Here is a 20,361-nt window from a genome sequence, read left to right as displayed (position 1 = left end):
AGAAACAAAAAAGACAGGCATGCCCGCGCGCGGCCCATGGGAACAGCTGCCGGCGTGCAAGCTTGAAAGAGGTCTTATTAGAGGGCGCGCACTTTGCAGGAGCTGGGCTGTCATGTCAAAAACTGTGGTGAGGCAAAGCCCTCTGGACGGATAAAGAATTACAGGCGCTGGCCGATACGCTGTCTCTATGTGCTTTCAGGTAAGGATGTCCCGATGTCGCTCAGGCAGCTCTCCATTCAATGGAAAATCACCCTGCTGGCGGGCCTCTGCCTGCTGGGGATCGTGACCCTGCTGGTGGGTCTGTCGCTGTATCGCATGGCGCAGAGCTCGCAACAGGTCAAGGCATCCAGCATGCAGATGCTCGACGAAGCCGCCCAGTCGCGCATCGAGGCCCAAGGCGAAGTGCAAGCGCTGGGCATTCGCCAGCAGTTCATGGATGCCTACCAATACGGCCATGGTTTTTCCCGCCAGGTGCTGTTTTTGCGCGAACAGGCCGAGAAGCGCTTTCTCGATGCCTTCGACACCCGTGAAGACCTGACCCGCCAGGTCAAGGCCGCCCTGCAGGCCAACCCCGACCTGCTCGGCCTGTCCCTGGTGTTCGAAGCCAATGCGCTGGACGGCAAAGACGAACTGTTCGCCAACCAGGCAGAACTAGGCAGCAATGACAAAGGCCGTTTCGCACTGTACTGGTCGCAACCGACACCGGGGAAAATCACCTCGATGGCACTGCCCGAGAGCGACATGGCCGACACCTCCATCGGCCCCAGCGGCGAAAAAGCCAACGCCTGGTTCACCTGCCCGCGCACGACTCTCAAACCCTGCGTGATCGAGCCCTACTTCTATGTGATCGACGGCCAGAACGTGCTGATGACCAGCATCGTGTTCCCGCTGATGGTCAATGGCAAAGTCATCGCCTCGCTGTCGGTGGATATCAACCTCAACAGCCTGCAGGCGGTCAGCCAACAGGCCAGCCAGAAACTGTACGACGGCCAGACCCAGGTCAGCATCCTCAGCCCGACCGGCTTACTGGCCGGCTACAGCCCGGATGCCAGCAAACTCAGCCAACGCCTGGAGCAGGTCGACCCGGCCAGCGGCGCACAGTTGACCAGTGCCTTGGCCAGCAGTACCCAGACCCACAGCCTGCGCACCGACCATCAACTCAAGGTACTGGCGCCTTTTGCGCCGATTCCCGGCGGTAAGGCGTGGGGCGTATTGCTGGATGTACCGGAAAAAGTCCTGGTCGCCCCCGCCGAAGCGCTGAAAAACCAGCTGGACGCCGACAACGCCAAAGGCACCCTGCTAGAACTGGGCCTGGGCCTGCTCGCCGCCGTGGTCGGCTTGATCCTGGTGTGGCTGATGGCGCGCAGCGTGACCCGGCCAATCCTTGGCGTGGCGCACATGCTTGAGGATATCGCCAGCGGCGAAGGCGACCTGACCCGGCGCCTGGCCTACGCCAAACAGGACGAACTGGGCCAATTGGCCGGCTGGTTCAACCGCTTCCTCGACAAGCTGCAGCCGATCATTGCCGAGGTCAAACGCTCGGTGCAGGACGCCCGCGGCACTGCCGACCAGTCCGCGGCCATTGCCACGCAAACCAGCGCCGGCATGGAGCAGCAGTACCGCCAGGTGGATCAGGTGGCTACCGCATCCCACGAAATGAGCGCCACCGCCCAGGACGTGGCCCGCAGCGCCGCCCAAGCGGCCCAAGCCGCCCGAGATGCCGACCAGGCAACTCGTCAAGGCTTGACGGTTATCGACCGCACCACCGCCAACATTGGCGAGCTCGCCGCCGACATGAGCACCGCCATGACCCAGGTAGAGGGCTTGGCCGCCAACAGCGAACAGATCGGCTCGGTGCTTGAAGTGATTCGCGGCATCGCCGAGCAGACCAATCTGTTGGCGCTCAACGCCGCCATCGAAGCCGCTCGCGCCGGTGAAGCCGGCCGCGGTTTTGCCGTGGTCGCCGACGAAGTGCGCAACCTGGCGCGGCGCACCCAGGAATCGGTGGAAGAAACCCGCCTGGTGATCGAACAATTGCAAACCGGTACCAGCGACGTGGTCGGCTCCATGGGCAACAGCTATCGCCAGGCTCAGGGCAGCGTCGAACAGGTCGGCCAGGCCGTCACCGCCTTGCGCCAGATTGGCGATGCGGTCACGGTGATCAGTGATATGAACCTGCAAATCGCCAGCGCCGCCGAAGAGCAAAGCGCCGTGGCCGAAGAGATCAACAGCAACGTGGCGACCATTCGCGATGTGACCGAGTCGTTGTCGGAGCAGGCCAATGAATCGGCGCGGGTCAGCCAGGCGTTGAACAGCCTGGCAAATCAGCAGCAGGGGTTGATGGATCAGTTCAGGGTCTGAATGTAGCAAGGCTTTACTGTGGGAGCCGGGCTTGCCCGCGATGCAGACACCTCGGTATGTCAGGCAAACCGAGTCGATGCTATCGCAGGCAAGCCAGCTCCCACATTTTGAGCGGTGGTGTGTGAATGCTAGCGCCGTGGCAACTGGATCAATACCTTGAGCCCACCCAGCTCGCTCTCTTGCAGTTGCAACACCCCACCCCACACCTCAACGATATCCCGCACGATCCCCAAACCCAGGCCATGGCCAACCCTTTGCTCATCCAGGCGTGCGCCACGGCTGAACACTTGGTCGCGCTGGGCCTCGGGAATGCCGGGGCCGTCGTCTTCCACCGCCAGCCGATAGCCCTGGGGCGTCTCGCTAACGCTCAGGCGTACCTCGGCGTCCGCCCATTTACAGGCGTTGTCCAACAGGTTGCCCAGCAGTTCCAGCAGGTCTTCACGGTCCCAAGGCAGTTGCAGGCCCGGCGCCACCTGGTAGCTGAGGTCCAGGTGTTCGCCGTGGATCATGCGCAGGGTGGCCAGTAAACCGGGCAGTTCTTGTTCACAGTCAAACAACGCGCCCGGCAGCGCATCACCCGCCAGGCGCGCACGGTTGAGTTCACGGTTGAGGCGCTGCTGCACCTGCTCCAATTGCTCGCGCAGCAACTGGCTCAGTTGCGGATGATCCTTGAGGGCGTCACTGGAGGCCGCGCTCAACAACACTGCCAGCGGGGTTTTCAGCGCATGCCCCAGGTTGCCGAGGGCGTTGCGCGAGCGCTTGAGGCTGTCTTCGGTGTGCGCCAACAGGTGGTTGATTTGCGCCACCAGTGGCTCCAGCTCAAGCGGCACCTGAGTATCGAGTTGCGAGCGCTGGCCTTGTTGCAGTTGGGCGATCTGGTTACGTGCGGTCTCCAGGGGGCGCAGGGCACGGCGCACGGTGACCCGTTGCAGGATCAGCACCAGCAGCAGCGCCGCCAGCCCCATCACCAGGCCGACCTGACGCATCAGGCGAAAGCTCTCGCGCACAGGCGTGTAGTCCTGGGCCACGCTGATGGAAATCGATTGGCCAAAGCGCTTGTAGTCCGAGCGCAGCACCAACAGTTGCTGGCCTTCGGGTCCCAGTTGCAGGTTGCCCTTGAGCCCCGCCACCGGGAGCCGGGGCAGTTCCTGGTCCCACAGTGAGCGGGAGCGCCAATGCACATCGGCAAAGTCGATACGAAAGTAATGCCCGGAAAATGGCCGTTGGTACGCCGGCGACAGGCGTTGCTCATCCAACTGCACGCCGTTGGGCCCACGCACCAGCGCCACCAGCAGGTTTTCGCTGTCGTTGCGCAAGCCCGCTTCAAGGTAGCGCTGCAAACCCGCCTCGAACAACCACAGGCTGGTTTGCGCCAGCACCACACCGACGATCACCATCACGCTGATCAACCCCAGGCTCAAGCGCCGCTGGATCGACCTCATGCCGGGGTGGCGCCGAAACGGTAGCCCTGGCCGCGCCGGGTTTCGATCACGCTGCGTCCCAATTTGCGCCGCAGGTGGTTGACGTGCACCTCCAGCACATTGGAGTCGCGTTCGGTCTCACCGTCATACAAGTGCTCGGCAAGGTGGCTTTTGGACAGGATCTGTTCGGGATGCAGCATGAAATAGCGCAACAAACGAAACTCGGCAGCCGTCAGCTGGATCTCGGCGCCGTCACGTAGCACGCACTGGCGCCCTTCATCCAGATGCAGGCCGGCAGCTTGCAGGGTGGGCTGGTTCGTCTGGCCATGGGAGCGGCGCAGCAGCGACTGGATGCGCAGGTACAGTTCTTCAGGGTGAAAGGGTTTGCTCAGGTAATCATCGGCGCCGGCCTTGAGCCCTTCGATACGCTCGGCCCAGGAATCGCGGGCGGTGAGGATCAGCACCGGTATGGCCAACGCGGCGGCGCGCCATTGCGCCAGCACATCAAGCCCGGGCAAACCGGGCAGGCCAAGGTCGAGAATGATCAAGTCATAGGGCTCGCTGCGCCCTTGATACACGGCGTCCCGGCCGTCGGCCAGCCAGTCGACTGCATAACCCTGGCGCTGCAGGCCGGCCATCAGTTCGTCGGCCAGGGGCACGTTGTCTTCCACCAGGAGCAGGCGCATCAGTCTTCCTCATCTTTGATCAGGTCGCCATTGGTGGCATCCAGCTTGATCTCGCGCACCACGCCCTCGGTGGTCACCAGTTCCACTTCATAGGCGTATTGCCCGTGTTTCTTTTCCAGTTCGGCCTCCAGCAGCCGCGAGCCGGGGTATCGCGCCATGGCCTGCTGCAACAGCTGTTCCAATGGCAGGATCACGCCTTGCTGGCGCAGGGCCAGGGCTTCGTCCTGGTTGAGGTCGCGGGCCGCCAGGCTGGAACAAAACACCATGAGCACCAGCGCCACGCGACTGCCGACGCGTAAATTTACCTTCATTACGTATCCTGATGATTCTTGAGAACCTGCCCGGTGAGCGCATTCAATTCAACATCCCATTCAATGCCGTCGGTATCTCGTAGCTCGACTTCATAAACGTACTTGCCGTATTCCTCATCCAAATCGGTGTCCAGCAGCGTCGAACCAGGGTGAAGGGCCAGGGCCGTAGCGTCCAATTGATCGAAAGCGACAATTGTAACAGTGGCCGGCACGATCAGTGGCTTGTCGGGGTCCACGGCGGCGGCCGGGGTCGCCGTAACGAGGATGATAGCGGCGGCGCCCAGGGCAGTGAGGCGCTTCATGATAAGTCTCCGTTACATGATGTTTTCCTACGCCGGCCACGGTACGCGCTGCAACTTAACTGAAACTGAATTGCCACCATGGCAATTCCGGTTAAGCCATTTTTCCCACTGCCTGCGAGATTTCTTATACTGCCCCGCTCGCCTCAACAGAGACCGGTATGACAGCCATCCATATCAAGTTCCCGGCCTTGACCCTCAAGGCCGGCAAACGCGCCTTCACCCGCATCCGCGAGCAGGGCCTTGCGCCTGCCGACGTCGGTATCCTCCCCGGCGCGGCGGGCGGCCCCAAGGCCCTGGGTATCCAAGGGCTGGACCTGGTGCTGTTCGGTGACTGGTTGCCCCGTGCGCCGCGCGAGCGTGCGCTGATCGGCGCGTCCATCGGCTCGTGGCGGTTCGCCAGCGCCTGCCTGCCCGACCCGGTGCAAGGTTTGCTCGACCTGGGCCGCCTGTACAACGAGCAGCGCTTTGCCAAAGGCGTGACCATGGCGCAAGTCAGCCAGAGCTGCCAACGCATGCTCGACGACCTGCTGGCCGGGCGCGATGCGCGGGTGCTGGACAACCCCGACTATCGGCTGAACATCATGGTGGTCAAGAGCCACGGATTGCTCGCCGATGACCACCGTGGGCGGCTGGGGCTGGGCCTGTCATCGGTGATTGCCGATAATCTGCGGGGCCGCGCACGGCTGTCGCGGCATTTCGAACGGCTGATCATCCACGACCCGCGTCAGGCGCCTCCGGTACACCCCCTGAAAGATTTCCCCTCGCGCTTCCTCACCCTGGACGTGGGCAACCTGCGCCAGGCGTTGCTCGCGTCCGGCTCGATCCCCATGGTCATGCAAGGCGTGCGCGACCTGCCCGGTGCCGGGGTCGGCACCTACCGCGACGGCGGCCTGTTGGATTACCACCTCGACCTGCCCTACCACGGCGATGACATTGTGCTGTACCCGCACTTTACCGACCGGGTCATCCCCGGCTGGTTCGACAAGGGCCTGCCATGGCGACGCAGCAACCAGCAGGGCTTGCAGGATGTGTTACTGCTGGCGCCGTCCAGGGACTACCTGGCCCGCCTGCCCCACGGCAAGCTGCCAGATCGCAGCGACTTCAAGCGTTTCATGGGCGATGATCCAGGCCGCAACAAATATTGGCAAACTGCCATGAGCGAGAGCCAACGACTGGGAGATGAGTTTTTGGCATTGGCAGATAACGGCAAGCTCGGCGACCGTTTGCTAGCCCTTTGACCGCATGGGCGCCTGCGGCCGAGGGGCGGTATGCGCAGAGGTTGAGCAAACTGTTAAACTCGCCGCCTGCCAGACACCTGACCGAGCTGAAAACACTGTGGAAATCTTCAAGGAATTTACATTCGAATCCGCCCATCGCCTGCCCCACGTACCGGAAGGCCACAAATGCGGGCGTCTGCATGGGCACTCGTTCAAGGTGGCCATCCACCTGAGCGGCGACCTGGATCCCCATACCGGCTGGATTCGCGACTTCTCGGAGATCAAAGCGATTTTCAAGCCGCTCTATGAACGCCTCGACCACAACTACCTCAATGACATTCCCGGCCTGGAAAACCCCACCAGCGAAGTGCTGGCCAAGTGGATCTGGAATGAACTGAAACCCTTGCTGCCGGAACTCAGTGCGATCCGTATCCACGAGACGTGCACCAGTGGCTGCATCTATCGCGGTGAGTAAGAACCACCTGCGGGTGGTTTTTTTCGAAGCGCCGGCGGGCTGATCCATTTGGGAAACCCGCACAGACGCTGTTCGACTGAGCCAGTTTGGCTCACCGCTGCACTGCTTTTGCGCTGATTGGGAGGGGGCGGCCTTATAAAAGGCTTGCTCCCGTCAGCCCATACCTGCCTGCACCTGCATTGGCACGCAGGATGCACACGACCTGGGTCACCACTCAGGGAGCAGCCCCCATGACGCAGCAAGAACCCGGCAACGACTACCCTCTCAGCGAAGTCCCCTTGCACGCGCGTAAGGGCCTGGCCTCTACGGCCATGGTGTTGCTGGGGTTCACCTTTTTTACCGCGACCATGTTCGCCGGCGGCAAGCTGGGGGTAGCGTTCAGCTTCATGGATATTCTCGGCGTCGTGGCCCTGGGTAACCTGTTGTTGGGTATCTACGCCGCAGGCTTGGGTTACATCGCGTTCAAGAGCGGCTTGAACTCGGTGTTGATGGGGCGTTTCTGCTTTGGCGAAGTGGGCAGCAAACTCAGTGACTTGATCCTCGGTTTTACCCAGATCGGCTGGTATGCCTGGGGCACAGCCACGGCTGCGGTGGTATTAGGCAAGTATTTCCAATTGAGCCAAGGCAGTGTGCTGGGGCTGATGGTGGTATTCGGCTTACTGTTCTGCGCCACCGCCTACGTGGGGTATCGCGGCCTGGAGATCCTGTCCTACATCGCGGTGCCGGCCATGGGGCTTCTGTTGCTGCTGTCGATGTGGGTCGCCACCGTGAAGGTCGGCGGGCTGGAGGGGCTGCTGGCGGTGGTGCCCAGCGCTGAGCTGGACTTGTCCACCGCCATCACCCTGGTGTTCGGGACATTTGTCAGCGGGGCAACTCAGGCCACCAACTGGACACGGTTTTCGCGCTCGGCCAAGGTTGCGGTGCTGGCCAGCCTGATCGGCTTTTTTGTCGGCAACGGCTTGATGGTGCTGATCGGGGCCTATGGCGCCATCGTCTATCAGCAACCGGATGTGGTGGAGGTCTTGCTGCTGCAAGGTTTCGCCACGGCGGCGATGGCGATGTTGCTGCTCAATATCTGGAGCACCCAGGACAACACCATCTACAACTTCGCCGTCGCCGGTTGCAACCTGCTGCGCACCCAACGGCGCAAGAGCGTGACCCTGGCCGGCGCGGTGATCGGCACCCTGCTCGCCTTGTTCGGCATGTACGACCTGCTGGTGCCGTACCTGATCCTGCTGGGCACGGTCATCCCGCCGATAGGAGGCGTGATCATGGCGGACTTCTTCTATCGCTATCGCGGCCAATATCCCCGCTTGGCAGAGGCTCACTTACCGGCATTCAATTGGCCAGGTCTGATCGCGTATGGGGTGGGCACCGTGGTCGCGTTCAACTCGCCGTGGGTCGCGCCGTTGGTGGGAATTTTTGCCGCATCGCTGACCTATGTGTTGCTCAGCGCCATACTACGCGCCATGACCGCCTGGACATCGGTATCGCCCTGAGGATCTGGCGGCTGTCTGCCTGATTGTTTTTAGCCAAGAGGAACTTGCCCATGCACATCATCAATGCCCGCCTGCGCAACCGTGAAGGCCTGCATGATCTGCACCTGGAACACGGCCGGATCGCCACCATCACTGCGCAAACGGGGGAGCCGGCGCTGATGGCCGGCGACTTGGACGCCGCCGGCAACCTGGTAGTACCACCCTTCGTCGAACCCCACATCCACCTCGACGCCACCCTCACCGCCGGCGAGCCGCGCTGGAACATGAGCGGTACGCTGTTTGAAGGCATCGAGTGCTGGGGCGAACGCAAGGCCACCATTACTCTGGAAGACACCAAGGCCCGGGCCAAAAAAACCATTCAAGCCCTCGCCGCCCATGGCATCCAGCATGTGCGTACCCATGTCGACGTCACCGACCCGGACCTCACCGCACTCAAGGCTCTGCTGGAGGTACGTGAAGAAAGCACGCACCTGATCGACCTGCAAATCGTCGCCTTCCCCCAGGAAGGCATCGAGTCATTCCGCAACGGCCGCGAATTGATGGAAGAAGCCATTCGCCTGGGTGCCGATGTGATCGGTGGCATCCCCCACTTCGAATACACCCGCGACCAAGGCGTGAGTTCGGTGAAGTTCCTCATGGACCTGGCCGAACGCACCGGCTGCCTGGTGGACGTGCACTGTGACGAAACCGACGACCCCCACTCGCGCTTTCTCGAAGTCCTCGCGGAAGAAACCCGCAGCCGCGACATGGGTGCCCGGGTCACCGCCAGCCATACCACCGCCATGGGCTCCTACGACAATGCTTACTGCGCCAAGCTGTTTCGCCTGCTGGGGCATTCCGGCATCAGCTTTGTCTCGTGCCCCACCGAAAGCATCCACCTGCAGGGCCGCTTCGACAACTTCCCGAAACGGCGCGGTGTCACCCGTGTGAACGAACTGCTTGAGGCCGGCATGAACGTGTGTTTCGGCCAGGATTCCATCGTCGATCCCTGGTACCCGCTGGGTAACGGCAACATTCTGCGAGTACTGGAGGCCGGTCTGCACATCTGTCATATGCTCGGTTACCGCAATTTGCAAAACGCCCTGGACCTGGTCACCGACAACAGTGCCAAAGCCATGGCCCTGGGTGATCGTTATGGGTTGCAAGCAGGCCGCCCGGCTAACCTGTTGATCCTGTCGGCCGACAGCGACTACGAAGTCATACGTAGCCAGGGCTTGCCGCTGTACTCGATTCGCAACGGCAAGGTGCTGATGAAGCGGCAACCGGCGCAGGTAGAGTTTATGTAACCGCGCGGGTTAGACGATTGAGTCGATGTCCAGCGTTTGCCCCCGTGCCTGTTCGTCGTGGGCAGGCGGCGGGATTCTGGCGAATTGGGCCGGCTCACGATTCTCGCGGTGGCTGAACCAACGTTTGAGGCTCGATTGGAGATGTGCAGAACGGGCATGGCTGCCGTAGACATCGCGGGCTTCCAGGCGTCGCCAGCGCAGGCTTGCCAAGCGCTCACGACTGGTGTGCAACCGGTCGATCTCTGCGTTCAAGGCATCAGTAGGTTCATGGCTACGATCATTGGCAGGGCGCCGTAGCGCAAGTTCACGCCGCTTGGCCCGGAGTTGCTCGCGCATGTCTTCAAAGGCCCGGTCGAGCAGCTCGAACTCCCTCTGGGTCACCAACGGGCCCTCACTCTCGAGGGTTTGTTGCCAGCGGCGCAACGTCGCCCACGCCGCGGGGATGTAGCTGGTGGTCATGAAGTGCTGGTCGGCTTGAAACAGCTGCCTCAGCACATTATCGCGCTCGGGCATGTCGCCCTGCAGTTGCAATGCGCGGTTGCAACCCGCTTCTTGGAGGGATTCACAGCCAGGCTTCCATAACACCGAGGAGTGGCTGCCATCCGGGAGCGTGATCGGCATGAAGTGATATTGCTCGCCATGATGTCGATAAGGGTTACCACCCACCCGCACCAGCCCTGCGGCGAACAACAGGCCACCGGGCACGGGGTGGCTGAATAGCGTGATGGCCCCGGGAATCCAGAGCTTGGCGGTGGTGTTCATCCAGGACGCCGGGACACTGGGGACGGGGTCGTTGTGGTTGACGATACGATGGTGGATCAGGGAAGAGGCACCGGCGGTAAATTCAGAGTCGGCGGCGCGGGGGGCGCCGTAGGTGTAGAGGAGTGGGTCGTAATCTCGATCTGGCGTGCGACGTAGGGCCTCTGCCAATAAGAGTGCTATAGCCCCCCCAAGACTATGGCCACAAATGATAATTCGTTGGCCGCTGTGATATCGAAAAAGGTAACCCGATACAAAATTATGCATGGCCTGAAATGCCTGATAAAAACCTTGATGGGCTTTTCCAACGCCCTCGATGAATGGGACTTGATGGGCGTTTGCATCGCGTAGAACATCGGCACCACTAGCGGTGCCGCGTACAGCAATAAGCACCACTTCATCGTGATGACAAATGAATGCTTGAGTATCTGTTCCAAACTCTACATCGTTAAAAAAGTGTATCCGCTCCGGATGCTCGAGATCATGCGCATTGGCATTCTGCCCGTACAACTCTGGATCAAAAGGCAAAATCTCGAAACGACGGGAATAAGCTACGTCTTCATACAATGGATAAAATCGTTGCACTTGCTCTGAGTCAAACCTCCACGCCTCCCGGTGACATGACAAGCGTTCGGAAAACAAATTCCCGATACTTGGATGCCAAGGAAAGCTGACTTTATCCTTAGGTTCTGCTGAAGGATCTTGGCCAAACTCGCAATAGCTTAATGTTGCCATTAACGCCAGTTGGTACAGGTTCAATGCGCAAAATTGATCCTGTGTAGAAAGGATTGGCCGTAATGCTCTTAGAGGTCGCACCTGCAACATCGTGAATTTTTTCGGAAAGAGCACCAGCCCCTTGAAGGAAGACTCGGGAGGTCCAAAACCAAGGTCTGCCATCATCTTGAGTGCATGCCGCATTGGACGGTGAGCCTGTGACGACAGGGGCGGCAAGTGAGCGCTATGTCGAACCAGGTCACTCACTTCAACCTGATAAAAATGATCTGCATTTGGGCGTGCGGGATTTTTTTCGACAATCTGATCGTGGTTATCAAGAAAATGGGTTTGCTCGGCACGCACTTGCAACTCAGTGATAGGCAATGCATAGAATGAACGTGTCATGAGCGACTGATAGAGCGTTTCCCGACCTGAATAGCGCTCCTCCATCATCAGAATTACGGGACCACAGAAAAAGCCCTCCACTCGGGCAAAACCCTCCCCGTTCAACCGACCGTTGTATTGCTGACCAGCGACGTCACGCAGGGTGTAAGGCAGTCCCCCATAACTTTTTCCATTTCCCGTTTCATCGACTAAGCAGAAGGTCAACCAATCCCCACTCAATGAGCAAGCAGGCATCCTGTCGTTGAAAAACTGTTGCTTCCATGCAGCTTGTTCCATGAGGTTTCTCCTGATTAATCACAGGTCGGATAAATATTGCATAAACGCCCATCGGGCATTTTGAAAGCCTTGAAGTCAGAGACATTGCCGCGACAAAACGCAAATATGTCTTCCTGGCTTTCTCCCCTGCAACGCTTCCAGCCACCGACAACCTTTACCCAGTTGTCTCGCACTGCTGGTTGTTCTTCTTCCGTTAACGCCAGCACCATTCTCAGCGTCTTCCCACGCAATCCAGCACGGGACACATAACCGCCAGCACGAGCTTTCGTAAGCTGTCCGCTGGTGTTCAGCGAATTGCATTTAAGCCCCTTAATAAGGGCATGCTGGGGGCCAACAGTACGAAACAACCATTGACATTGCCCTGGGAGCTCTTGGACATAACTTTCTGACATCAATGACATTCCGTCCTCCCAACTATCTTGGATATAAACAGCGGCGTAATCCCGTCCGACATCCGACCAACGCCCTCCCCACTTTGCGTTAATCGCAAACACAAGTTTACGTAACATCAGCGAGCAGCCTTCCACCCGCTCTGTCATTGGCACCTCGAAACTCACTCTATTCGCTACGGGTTTGCTGGCAGCCTTGAATATTTTGAGATCCGCTCGCTTGCCATGTCTTCGAGGCAACTCGCACGTCTCGCCCGGCGCGGGGGTGTAGGAAGCATCGCCCACAAGGCCGAATTGCGCCGGCAAATCCACCTCCAATGTAAAACGCTCCACCGTCCTCCCCGTACACCCCGAAAGCCACGCAGCCGCAACAACCAGCAACACCCACCCTATCCAACTATTCACCTTTCCCTACCTCCCCGTGCCATTGCTCCACCACTCGTTCAAAATGCTCCCCTGGCGCCTCGCCAATCCTCGGTAACCAATGAATAACACTGTTGCCGGTCGACTCTGCCAACCGGCGCACCACCAAAAATTCGAGCTGCTCCGGCTCCCGCCATTGCCAGGTGCGCGCCTGTTCCAGTACCTGGGCCAGCCAAATCCTGGGGTCTTGGAATTCGACTAATGCCGCCAGGTCTTCACTGTGCTCAGCCAGCAGGTAGCGCAGGATATTAGCGTGCAGGATGGCTTCGGCCTGGGGGTTGGGTGTGTTGAGCCACGGCGGGGGCTCAGGCACAGGGTAGTCGCCCGGTGCAGGGTTTTCGTGGTGGCACCAACGGCCTTCGTGCCAATAGCACACGCTGATCAGTGGCCCGAGGTAGACCGGCCAATGCTCCTCGGCCAGATGGGCCAAGGCACGCGCCAGGGTGCGGTTGTCGTGAAAGCGATAAAGCGCCTGTTGGCCTTCTGGCCCCCGCAGCAGTCTCTCGCGCCAATGGCGCGCCACACCCACCAGGTCGCTGGCCGACAGGCTGGCGAGCCAGCCCCAGTTCGACTCGGGGTGTAGCAACAGGTCGGCCAAGGCAGGCTCATTCAGTTGTTCCAGTAACAGTATGAGCGGGCCTGTATTCGCCAACTCCGCCGCAGCGGTCTCGCTGTAGAGGTTGCAATAGTGCGACGGAGCACGGTTTGCCATCAGGCGTTGGCGAGCCTCGTGGTTACCATCAAGCATCAGGCACAATGGGTGTCCGCTCTGCTGTTGTTGGGCCATCCAACAATGGAGCAAGCTGTCCATCAGGCCGCCCTCCCTGGGATATCGCACAGGCCTTCGCGGCAGCCTTCGCACAGAGGGCAAAAGTCGGCGCCCAGTTGCTTGGCCAAGTCCATGATGACGTTTTGCACAGCAGAGATTTGCGTGCCGGCAACCCCTGATGGGTTCACCGAACGGCTTGCAGACGGCGAACCGCCCAGAGTGATGGACCGGCTGCTGGAAATACTGCCGGCTTGCATCACCAGGTGTTCCCCGCCTGCCTTCAAGCTCAGTTGTGCGCCGGCCTCTATCACCAGGCTGGCGCCGGCCTTGAGATGAACCTGCTGCCCGGCTTCGATCAACAAGCTCTTGCCAACGCGAGTCACGCTATCGCCCTCCACCTCCAGGCGACTGTCATGCCCCACCCGTTGCTCCAGGTCACGCTGGGCACGCAGGTAGATGAGTTCTTCGCCGCGCCGGTCTTCCAAGTGCAACTCGTTGGCGCCTCCGCCGCCCGGCGAGCTGCGGCTACGCAGTACGCTGCGTGTCTTGTGCTGCGGCAAAGCGTACGCCGGCAAGTGCGATGCATTGGGCAGGCAACTGGTGACAAGGGGTTGGTCCGGGTCGCCCTCCAAAAAGCTCACCAGCACTTCCATGCCCACCCGTGGAATGACCATGGCGCCAAACCCATCACCCGCCCAACCGGACGCCACGCGCAGCCAACAACTGCTCGTCTCGTCGCCCTTGTCCGCGCGATCCCAATGAAAGCGCACCTTCACACGGCCATAGGCATCGCAGTGCACGTCCTCGCCGGCAGGCCCGGTTACCGTCGCGGTCTGGCTGCCACTGATCGTCGGTTTGGGGTGCTTGAGGGCAGGTCGATGCACTGCGCGCCAGGGGGTTGCAGTGAACCGGTTGCGATAGCCTTGGAACCCATTGGCATCAACGATCGACTCCTCCAGCACCTGCGGCTGGTAACCCTCATGACGCACCGAGGTCAGCAACCATAAGTCGTTGCAGGCTGGGTCCGGGTGATCACACAGTTCAAGGAAGTGGCCACTGCATAGCGCCGGTTGATCGCTCTTGCCCAGCACTCGATGGCGATCACGCTGGTGACGCTCCAGGCTGCGTCGCGCCAGCTTCGCACCACGTGCATGGCCCGTAAAGCCAGCAGGGTAGCCATAGTCTTCCAAAGGATCCGCCGGCCCGGCACCGGCTTGGTCATGCAGGCGAAACGAAGGGTGCTCAAAGTCATAGTCACGACGTACGGTGCGCCGGCTGCGCGTGACCAGGCGCCGGTCGAAACGTTGGACGACCGGGGCCCCAAGCGATGGATCAGCCGAGGAACAATAACGCTGTACCGGCAACCGGCGAAACACCGTCTGGTCATCACCAAACACCAGCAGATGATTCTCTGCGCTGTGACGAAAGTGATAGTGAATGCCCTCCTCTTCACACAGCCGTTGGATGAAATGCAGGTCGGACTCCCTGTACTGCACGCAAAAGGCGCGTGGTGGATACACCACCGGCCCGAGCTCAAAGGCATAGGCGTCGGCGAAGATGCCGTGCTGTTCGAGGACCGCAACAATGATCTGCGGTACGCTGCGCTGCTGGAAAACCCGCTGGTCGCAACGATAGGCAAGGGATGCCAGACGTGGCGCCAGTGTCAGGTGATAAAGGGCGAGCCGCATACCGGGATCATCCCGACCGATGGCAAAGATTTGCCCATGCAAGCCCTGACCTGCTTCGCCCAAGTGCAGATAGGCGGGTTGATGAAGCAATGCCTCCAGGTCAAGGGAGGGGTCTTCGCTGACTAACTGCACCTGTATAAAGTAGGGCTGGTCGAGGGCTTCGCTGCCTTTGAATGCCACTATCTGAAAATCTGTCTTTATACCTGCAAGGACCAATTTGAAACGTGACGAAACAAACGCGTTAACCATCCTTTGTTACCCGTCTTCAACTTTTCGTTTGAACAGCTTTCCCTCGTCAACGCCATTTGGATTGAGAAAAAGCACCTGAATGCGCTAAAGCTTAGCGATTTCAGGCGACTTTCGGCCCTTCAGAAATAATAAAGAAGTTTCGTACAGCAAAGATGGAAGTGTCTTTTACAGAATATAAATACAGCCAAAAAATCATCTAATAATTAGAGGCAAACTCTGACTGCGGCTTGTACTCTCTTAACTGAGTTTTAAGGAAACGGCTGACGCTTATTTAAGGCATCAGTCATTTCCGATGTTCAGACTTTTAATTGCGCTGTCCCGAAAAGACTAACACTCAGCACGTCTCCTGATTCGATCTGCAAGCGCACTGGCGCCGTGCCACCCGGCATTACCACCGCTACGTCGCCCCCCTCAACCCAACCTGCTCGCCATGCCGCGCACGCCACTGCACTGGCGCTGGTCCCCGAGGACGCCGTAGGCCCCTCTCCTCGCTCAAATACGCGTGCGATGATTCGATTGCCAGCGTCTCGAGCAACCCATTGCAGGTTGACCCCACCGACACAGGGTTGGCCGCACCCTGCCGGCGGTGCAAAAGCGATGGCCTTCAACTGCTTGAAAAGTACCGACTGATGCATCGTGTCACAGCCTGGCAATGCCGAAACCTGCTCAACCAGCGTCACACAATGGGGGTTGCCAACCCGGACAAATTGACTGCTCCCCCATTGCGGATTGAGCGACGTCAAGGCTGCCACACGACTGAGTTCATGCCGCCCCACAGCCACCGGGCTCACGCCAACCGCCCCCACCGCCAAGGGGCCAAACTCGGGCCGGCCCAAGGCCAGCCAGAAGCCTGGCACCTGTTCATGCTCAGCCGGCTCGACACAGGTGATTACGGGCGATACCGCATCCGGCTTGTCGTGATACACCCGCAACTCGCTGCCATGGACCAGCAAACCCTGGTCGGTCAACGCTTGGGCAAAGATAGTCAGCCCATTACCACTGCGTTCGGCGAGAGAGCCGTCGGTATTGATGATCAGCAGATCAAACGGTGGCTGGGCCTGAAATGGCCCGACCAACAAACCATCGCAGCGATGCGCCTTGGCACCAGCAGGACGCGGCAACGAACCCCAACCACATTCCGACGCAATCGCCGATGCGGCCCACGCCTTACGCGTGCTCGCAGCCAAGCCGGCAGTGTCGGGCACGGCAATACCCTGGCGGCATAAATAGGCGGGGCTGACCACCCCATAGATATTGCCGCGCGCGTCGTAGAATCGGGTCATAACCACGCCAACCGGAAATTCTTCATCGGTTCGTCCGTTCACTTATCTACTATCGGGACAGCAGCGTATTACACAACGGCCGGTCTGTGGGAAGTGAGCTGGAAGGTGGTAATCCTCCACAAGAAACCTGGGGTTCAGCCACTCCTGCAGGGATTACACACCTTCCAGCCCACCTCCTACAGGCTCGATCATTTCTACGTGGTGACCGGCCACCAAAGCGTTCCGTGTTTGTAAAAAGAATTTGCCTCACGCCCCGTAACACCAACGGAACCCGATTCGCTCAAGAGGGCCTGATATGCAAGGATGTCGCGCCGGACATCGTTCGTTGAACGCCAAACCAAGGATTTTCCATGACTGCCATTCCCACTCCTGCCCCCGTGGTTCCCGGGCGACTGGAGCAGATGTCGACCCGCATCGCTTTTTTTATCGCAGGTTTTGGTATCGCCGCCTGGGCGCCGCTGGTGCCGTACGCCAAGGCGCGTGCGAATCTGAATGAAGGCACCCTTGGCCTGCTGCTGTTATGCCTGGGGGTGGGGTCGATCATCGCAATGCCGGCAGCGGGCGCGCTGGCCTCGCGTTACGGTTGCCGACGCGTGCTGAGCGCAGGGACACTGATGATCTGCCTGGCTCTGCCGATGCTGGCCACCGTCAGTTCCATCCCGTTGCTGATTGCCGGGTTGTTCCTGTTTGGCGCAGGCCTGGGCACCGTGGACTCCACCGTCAACCTGCAAGCGGTGATCGTTGAGCGCGCCAGTGGCAAAACCATGATGTCGGGTTTCCATGGTTTGTTCAGCCTGGGGGGCATTGTCGGCGCTGCGGGGGTTGCGGGGTTGCTGGGCCTGGGCCTGTCGCCATTGCAGGCGACCCTGGTGGTGGTGTTTATTACACTGGCGGCGCTGTTGAAGGCTGCACCGCACTTACTGCCTTATGGCAGTGAAAGTTCGGGGCCGGCATTTGCAGTGCCCCATGGTGTGGTGTTGTTTATCGGTTGCCTGTGTTTCATCGTGTTCCTGGCTGAAGGCGCCGTACTGGATTGGAGCGCTGTGTTCCTCAGCGCCGAGCGCGGCCTGGATGAGGCTTACGCCGGCCTGGGCTACGCGGCATTTGCCTTGACCATGACCGCTGGACGCCTGACCGGTGATGCGATTGTTCGACGCCTGGGCCCCACGCGGGTCATCGTGATGGGCGGCACGCTGGCCTGTGCCGGCTTGCTCCTCGCGACGCTATTGCCTGCGTGGGAAACTGCGCTGCTGGGGTATGCGCTGGTGGGGGCCGGGTGTTCGAATATCGTGCCGGTGCTGTACACCGCCGTGGGTAAGCAAACGGTAATGCCGGAGCATATTGCAGTGCCTGCCATCACCACATTGGGCTACGCCGGCATTCTCGCCGGCCCCGCCGTGATTGGTTTTATCGCCCACGGCAGCAGCTTGAGCACTGCCTTCATCCTGATCGCCGTATTGCTGGCGGCGGTGGCCATCAGCGGCAAAGTCCTCAAGGTGTAGCTTGCCTTTCAGCGTGCCTTGCGTGCGGCGTCTTGCTCATGCCAGCGTTCGAGGCTTTTGTTGCTGAGCCACCCCTCTTTGTGAGGCGGGCCAAATAGTCGTGTGCCATTGGCGCGCTCCAACGAAGGCAGCAAACCTGGACGCTCAATAATGTTCTTCGCGGTGTAGACACAGAGTTCGCTGTATTTGGACTGGGGCATGCCCGTGGACGCATCCAGCACCGGCGCGCCCTGCTGATCAACCTCATGCGGGTCCTGCATGACCTCCCGCAGCCTGGCTATTTCAACATACTGATGCGGTTCAAACAGGTAGGTTCGGTCCATGGCCTTGTCTCTCAACAGCGGAAACTGGCTTTGTAGCGCCTCCACCACCTGCGCATTGCCTTGCGCATGAAACGGGTCCTGACTGAACTCGGTTGCCGAGCTGTTCCCCTGCAACGCTTGGGCCGCCGCGCGGAGGCTGTCACGGGTGATATCGCCGTCACGACTGAAGATCGCGTCACTTAACCGCGGGCGCTTGAGCATTTCCCCGACGACCTGAATCACGCCGTCCAACGCCTCGCTTTCACCCATAGGATGAACGGCGATCCGCTGCAAAGACATCCACGTCAAGCGCCCATCATTCAGAAAGGAGTGCAGCAGGCCGAAGGATTTTTCCAGGGCCTTCGCCAGTTGGTTGTCCGTTGAGCTAGCACCCGGCGGGGTACCACTGGCCCGCCCAAGGGGAAAGTTCTGCAAGTCACGATGGCGTAGAGCGGACAATGTTCCGCGTAAAAGAAAAGGCTTGCGCGACCCCTCGCCCGACGTCGATGAAGGGGGCTGATGCCAGGCCTCAGGGTGGATGGCCGCTGATGACGTAGTTGAGTGTACGGCCGGCTTGTCGGGGGGCAGAGGCCGTCCGGAAGGTAATACACCCTCGATTGTCATGGGTTTTCTCCAACACTTTTCAGATGCATATCCGCAGGGTGATTTTTACCTTGATGGGCAAAATCAACGAATGGACTCTACCCAGGCAGGCACCTCATGTGTGGTTGGAGGAACTCGGCAGTTCCGAGTCAACGATACCTACCAATGACAATATGTAAAACCGTGGTCAGCCGCGGTTAACCCAGCTTGCGCCTACGCCACCAGCCTGCCAGGCAATTGATCAAGCCCGTGTCGTTCAACGAATCGGCGCCCTCCCCCCTGACCTGCGGGTCTGCCAGCATGCCCCGGGAAAAGTCGTCCGACACGGGCGCCTGGAATCTACGCTCGCCGGCATAAGCCTTCATACGCCGTGCTTCTGCCTCATATTCCGTCGACGCAAAAGGGAAGCTACGCGAGGGGCCGCGCTCCTTGGATACTGGTGGACTTGTACGTTGGGTACTGCGCAACAGGTCGATGGGACCGTTTGGGGAAGAATTAAACGAGGCTGAAGTCATATGTTTTCCCTCATTCAGAATCTGAAAAGCGGCGGGTCGAATTACAACCGCAAGTATCACCTCTGTGGCAAATGGGCGTAATTCGTTCCTTGAAACATATTGGACTGGCGCCGCCCCCGAGAGGCGGCGCCTGATGAGCGGTCAGCGGGACAACAAGTACAGCCCTGTACGGCTGATTTTCCCGTCGTCATCTTTACTGGCGCGGTTATCCATTTTTTCAAGCAGATCACTGCGCTTGAGTATTATTTCCTGGGATAACTGAATCAGATGGTCCTTGGCTGCGTCGCCGGTAAGTGGCTGGCGGGCCCACTTTTTCAGGTCGCGGATTTTAAGGCTTGAGCCCCCGCTCCCGTTTTTCAACTCGTCGAAATGCTCAAGCAGCTCACCGGCCAGTTCCTTGTCGGTCTTGTACTTGAAGTAGTTTTCTCCTTTGATTACCGCGTTCAGGCTGTGCCGGTCGATCAGGCCATCCAAAGCGCCCGTGGAACCGTGCCGGTCCAATGCGGCCATCAGTTCCGGACGTCGTAGCAGTTCATTGGCCAGGCGAATGTTCTCGTTCATGACGGGGTTGGGCGACCACCCTCTTTTTGCCATTGCAAGAATGCTGTCAACGCTAATGGAACCAGGGTTCTTCGGGTCTCTGAAGGCGTTGAAGTTATCGCGCAACTGCTGCGCCAGCTCTTCTCTATTTTTCAGCGAGTACTGCGGATCAGGCCTGCCGGGGGCGGGCGGATACGGCCGACCTGCAGTGGGGTCCGGCCTCGGTGGCGGATTACTCCCAATGGGGTTCGGCCTGGGTGGCGGGTTGCTGCAACCTGGGTTCGGCTTTGGCGGCGGATGCCCACAGCCAGGATGCATAGACGGCCGATGCCCGAAGAACCAATGACTGATCCAGTGCGGGAGTTGGCCCAGGAAATTCTGCATCG

18 protein-coding genes and 1 pseudogene are annotated in these 20,361 nt (G+C 59.8%); 7 read left to right on the top strand and 12 right to left on the bottom strand.

Annotated elements, in window-relative coordinates:
- Nucleotides 1–213: 213 nt before the first annotated feature.
- Both BMH52_RS29940 and BMH52_RS29935 read left to right on the top strand, forming a co-directional pair.
- Nucleotides 214–1,503, top strand: a pseudogene (locus BMH52_RS29940) (HAMP domain-containing protein); the annotation flags it as partial.
- Between the two features lie 102 nt (nucleotides 1,504–1,605).
- Nucleotides 1,606–2,361 (top strand): methyl-accepting chemotaxis protein, encoded by a 756-nt coding sequence (locus BMH52_RS29935; RefSeq protein ID WP_370694801.1) that lies wholly within the window; start codon nucleotides 1,606–1,608, stop codon nucleotides 2,359–2,361.
- 128 nt (nucleotides 2,362–2,489) lie between these two features.
- Here the strand turns inward: BMH52_RS29935 and BMH52_RS06780 are convergent, their stop codons facing one another.
- The 4 genes from BMH52_RS06780 to BMH52_RS06765 are packed head-to-tail and all read right to left on the bottom strand — an operon-like array spanning nucleotide 2,490 to nucleotide 5,081.
- Entirely contained in the window at nucleotides 2,490–3,803 is a 1,314-nt protein-coding gene (locus BMH52_RS06780; RefSeq protein ID WP_014717944.1) for a sensor histidine kinase, read from the bottom strand.
- Entirely contained in the window at nucleotides 3,800–4,468 is a 669-nt protein-coding gene (locus BMH52_RS06775) for a response regulator transcription factor (protein ID WP_003190268.1), read from the bottom strand. The genes BMH52_RS06780 and BMH52_RS06775 overlap by 4 nt, the downstream gene beginning before the upstream one ends.
- Nucleotides 4,468–4,779, bottom strand: a complete 312-nt coding sequence (locus BMH52_RS06770) for a PepSY domain-containing protein (protein WP_003190266.1) — start codon at nucleotides 4,777–4,779, stop codon at nucleotides 4,468–4,470. The genes BMH52_RS06775 and BMH52_RS06770 overlap by 1 nt, the downstream gene beginning before the upstream one ends.
- Nucleotides 4,779–5,081: a PepSY domain-containing protein gene (locus BMH52_RS06765; protein WP_014717943.1), complete on the bottom strand. Its 303-nt coding sequence runs from the start codon at nucleotides 5,079–5,081 to the stop codon at nucleotides 4,779–4,781. Before BMH52_RS06765 ends, BMH52_RS06770 begins: the two co-directional genes overlap by 1 nt.
- A 158-nt stretch (nucleotides 5,082–5,239) precedes the next feature.
- Here BMH52_RS06765 and BMH52_RS06760 point away from each other — a divergent pair, with 158 nt between their 5' ends.
- The 4 genes from BMH52_RS06760 to codA all read left to right on the top strand — a co-directional run bounded on the left by BMH52_RS06760 (nucleotide 5,240) and on the right by codA (nucleotide 9,558).
- Nucleotides 5,240–6,319: a hypothetical protein gene (locus BMH52_RS06760; RefSeq protein WP_073843245.1), complete on the top strand. Its 1,080-nt coding sequence runs from the start codon at nucleotides 5,240–5,242 to the stop codon at nucleotides 6,317–6,319.
- Between the two features lie 97 nt (nucleotides 6,320–6,416).
- Nucleotides 6,417–6,773 carry a 6-carboxytetrahydropterin synthase QueD gene (gene queD / locus BMH52_RS06755; RefSeq protein ID WP_003190259.1) on the top strand — a complete coding sequence of 119 codons (357 nt, stop codon included), beginning with the start codon at nucleotides 6,417–6,419 and terminating at the stop codon, nucleotides 6,771–6,773.
- Between the two features lie 230 nt (nucleotides 6,774–7,003).
- Nucleotides 7,004–8,272 (top strand): cytosine permease, encoded by a 1,269-nt coding sequence (gene codB / locus BMH52_RS06750; protein WP_073843243.1) that lies wholly within the window; start codon nucleotides 7,004–7,006, stop codon nucleotides 8,270–8,272.
- A 50-nt stretch (nucleotides 8,273–8,322) separates the two neighbouring features.
- Nucleotides 8,323–9,558, top strand: a complete 1,236-nt coding sequence (codA, locus tag BMH52_RS06745) for a cytosine deaminase (RefSeq protein WP_073843241.1) — start codon at nucleotides 8,323–8,325, stop codon at nucleotides 9,556–9,558.
- A gap of 9 nt (nucleotides 9,559–9,567) precedes the next feature.
- Here the strand turns inward: codA and BMH52_RS06740 are convergent, their stop codons facing one another.
- The 5 genes from BMH52_RS06740 to BMH52_RS06720 all read right to left on the bottom strand — a co-directional run bounded on the left by BMH52_RS06740 (nucleotide 9,568) and on the right by BMH52_RS06720 (nucleotide 16,513).
- Nucleotides 9,568–11,712 carry a lipase family protein gene (locus tag BMH52_RS06740; RefSeq protein WP_073843239.1) on the bottom strand — a complete coding sequence of 715 codons (2,145 nt, stop codon included), beginning with the start codon at nucleotides 11,710–11,712 and terminating at the stop codon, nucleotides 9,568–9,570.
- Between the two features lie 14 nt (nucleotides 11,713–11,726).
- Nucleotides 11,727–12,485, bottom strand: coding sequence for a hypothetical protein (locus tag BMH52_RS06735; protein ID WP_256575754.1), 759 nt, complete (start codon nucleotides 12,483–12,485; stop codon nucleotides 11,727–11,729).
- A gap of 13 nt (nucleotides 12,486–12,498) precedes the next feature.
- Nucleotides 12,499–13,335 (bottom strand): DUF4123 domain-containing protein, encoded by an 837-nt coding sequence (locus tag BMH52_RS06730; RefSeq protein ID WP_073843237.1) that lies wholly within the window; start codon nucleotides 13,333–13,335, stop codon nucleotides 12,499–12,501.
- Nucleotides 13,335–15,230, bottom strand: a complete 1,896-nt coding sequence (gene tssI / locus BMH52_RS06725) for a type VI secretion system tip protein TssI/VgrG (RefSeq protein WP_073843235.1) — start codon at nucleotides 15,228–15,230, stop codon at nucleotides 13,335–13,337. The genes BMH52_RS06730 and tssI overlap by 1 nt, the downstream gene beginning before the upstream one ends.
- Nucleotides 15,231–15,526: 296 nt before the next feature.
- A complete protein-coding gene (locus tag BMH52_RS06720) occupies nucleotides 15,527–16,513 on the bottom strand; it encodes a hypothetical protein (RefSeq protein WP_020301889.1) in 987 nt (328 codons plus the stop codon).
- Nucleotides 16,514–16,863: 350 nt separating this feature from the next.
- Here BMH52_RS06720 and BMH52_RS06715 point away from each other — a divergent pair, with 350 nt between their 5' ends.
- The gene (locus tag BMH52_RS06715; protein ID WP_073843233.1) at nucleotides 16,864–18,015 is read left to right on the top strand and encodes an MFS transporter; all 1,152 of its coding nucleotides are present in this window, start codon (nucleotides 16,864–16,866) and stop codon (nucleotides 18,013–18,015) included.
- 8 nt (nucleotides 18,016–18,023) lie between these two features.
- Here the strand turns inward: BMH52_RS06715 and BMH52_RS29515 are convergent, their stop codons facing one another.
- From BMH52_RS29515 to BMH52_RS29260, 3 genes are all read right to left on the bottom strand, one after another.
- Nucleotides 18,024–18,941 carry a type III secretion protein gene (locus tag BMH52_RS29515; protein WP_256575751.1) on the bottom strand — a complete coding sequence of 306 codons (918 nt, stop codon included), beginning with the start codon at nucleotides 18,939–18,941 and terminating at the stop codon, nucleotides 18,024–18,026.
- A 176-nt stretch (nucleotides 18,942–19,117) separates the two neighbouring features.
- A complete protein-coding gene (locus BMH52_RS29510) occupies nucleotides 19,118–19,285 on the bottom strand; it encodes a hypothetical protein (RefSeq protein ID WP_020301887.1) in 168 nt (55 codons plus the stop codon).
- Between the two features lie 291 nt (nucleotides 19,286–19,576).
- Entirely contained in the window at nucleotides 19,577–20,359 is a 783-nt protein-coding gene (locus BMH52_RS29260; protein WP_256575750.1) for a type III secretion effector protein, read from the bottom strand.
- Nucleotides 20,360–20,361: the final 2 nt, after the last annotated feature.

It is taken from the genome of Pseudomonas sp. BTN1, assembly GCF_001907715.1.
Lineage (GTDB): Bacteria > Pseudomonadota > Gammaproteobacteria > Pseudomonadales > Pseudomonadaceae > Aquipseudomonas > Aquipseudomonas paracarnis.
Note: the sequence above shows the minus strand (reverse complement) of the source record. Positions and strands in the feature narration are given on the sequence as shown.

Coding starts and splice junctions, on each gene's coding strand:
- BMH52_RS06720 (WP_020301889.1), bottom strand. CDS start 16,513: ATGACCCGATTCTACGACGCGCGCGGCAATATCTATGGGGTGGTCAGC.
- BMH52_RS29260 (WP_256575750.1), bottom strand. CDS start 20,359: ATGCAGAATTTCCTGGGCCAACTCCCGCACTGGATCAGTCATTGGTTC.
- codA (WP_073843241.1), top strand. CDS start 8,323: ATGCACATCATCAATGCCCGCCTGCGCAACCGTGAAGGCCTGCATGAT.
- BMH52_RS29510 (WP_020301887.1), bottom strand. CDS start 19,285: ATGAAGGCTTATGCCGGCGAGCGTAGATTCCAGGCGCCCGTGTCGGAC.
- BMH52_RS06780 (WP_014717944.1), bottom strand. CDS start 3,803: ATGAGGTCGATCCAGCGGCGCTTGAGCCTGGGGTTGATCAGCGTGATG.
- BMH52_RS06715 (WP_073843233.1), top strand. CDS start 16,864: ATGACTGCCATTCCCACTCCTGCCCCCGTGGTTCCCGGGCGACTGGAG.
- BMH52_RS06740 (WP_073843239.1), bottom strand. CDS start 11,712: ATGGAACAAGCTGCATGGAAGCAACAGTTTTTCAACGACAGGATGCCT.
- codB (WP_073843243.1), top strand. CDS start 7,004: ATGACGCAGCAAGAACCCGGCAACGACTACCCTCTCAGCGAAGTCCCC.
- BMH52_RS06730 (WP_073843237.1), bottom strand. CDS start 13,335: ATGGACAGCTTGCTCCATTGTTGGATGGCCCAACAACAGCAGAGCGGA.
- BMH52_RS29515 (WP_256575751.1), bottom strand. CDS start 18,941: ATGACAATCGAGGGTGTATTACCTTCCGGACGGCCTCTGCCCCCCGAC.
- BMH52_RS06770 (WP_003190266.1), bottom strand. CDS start 4,779: ATGAAGGTAAATTTACGCGTCGGCAGTCGCGTGGCGCTGGTGCTCATG.
- BMH52_RS06775 (WP_003190268.1), bottom strand. CDS start 4,468: ATGCGCCTGCTCCTGGTGGAAGACAACGTGCCCCTGGCCGACGAACTG.
- BMH52_RS06760 (WP_073843245.1), top strand. CDS start 5,240: ATGACAGCCATCCATATCAAGTTCCCGGCCTTGACCCTCAAGGCCGGC.
- tssI (WP_073843235.1), bottom strand. CDS start 15,230: ATGGTTAACGCGTTTGTTTCGTCACGTTTCAAATTGGTCCTTGCAGGT.
- BMH52_RS29935 (WP_370694801.1), top strand. CDS start 1,606: ATGGAGCAGCAGTACCGCCAGGTGGATCAGGTGGCTACCGCATCCCAC.
- BMH52_RS06765 (WP_014717943.1), bottom strand. CDS start 5,081: ATGAAGCGCCTCACTGCCCTGGGCGCCGCCGCTATCATCCTCGTTACG.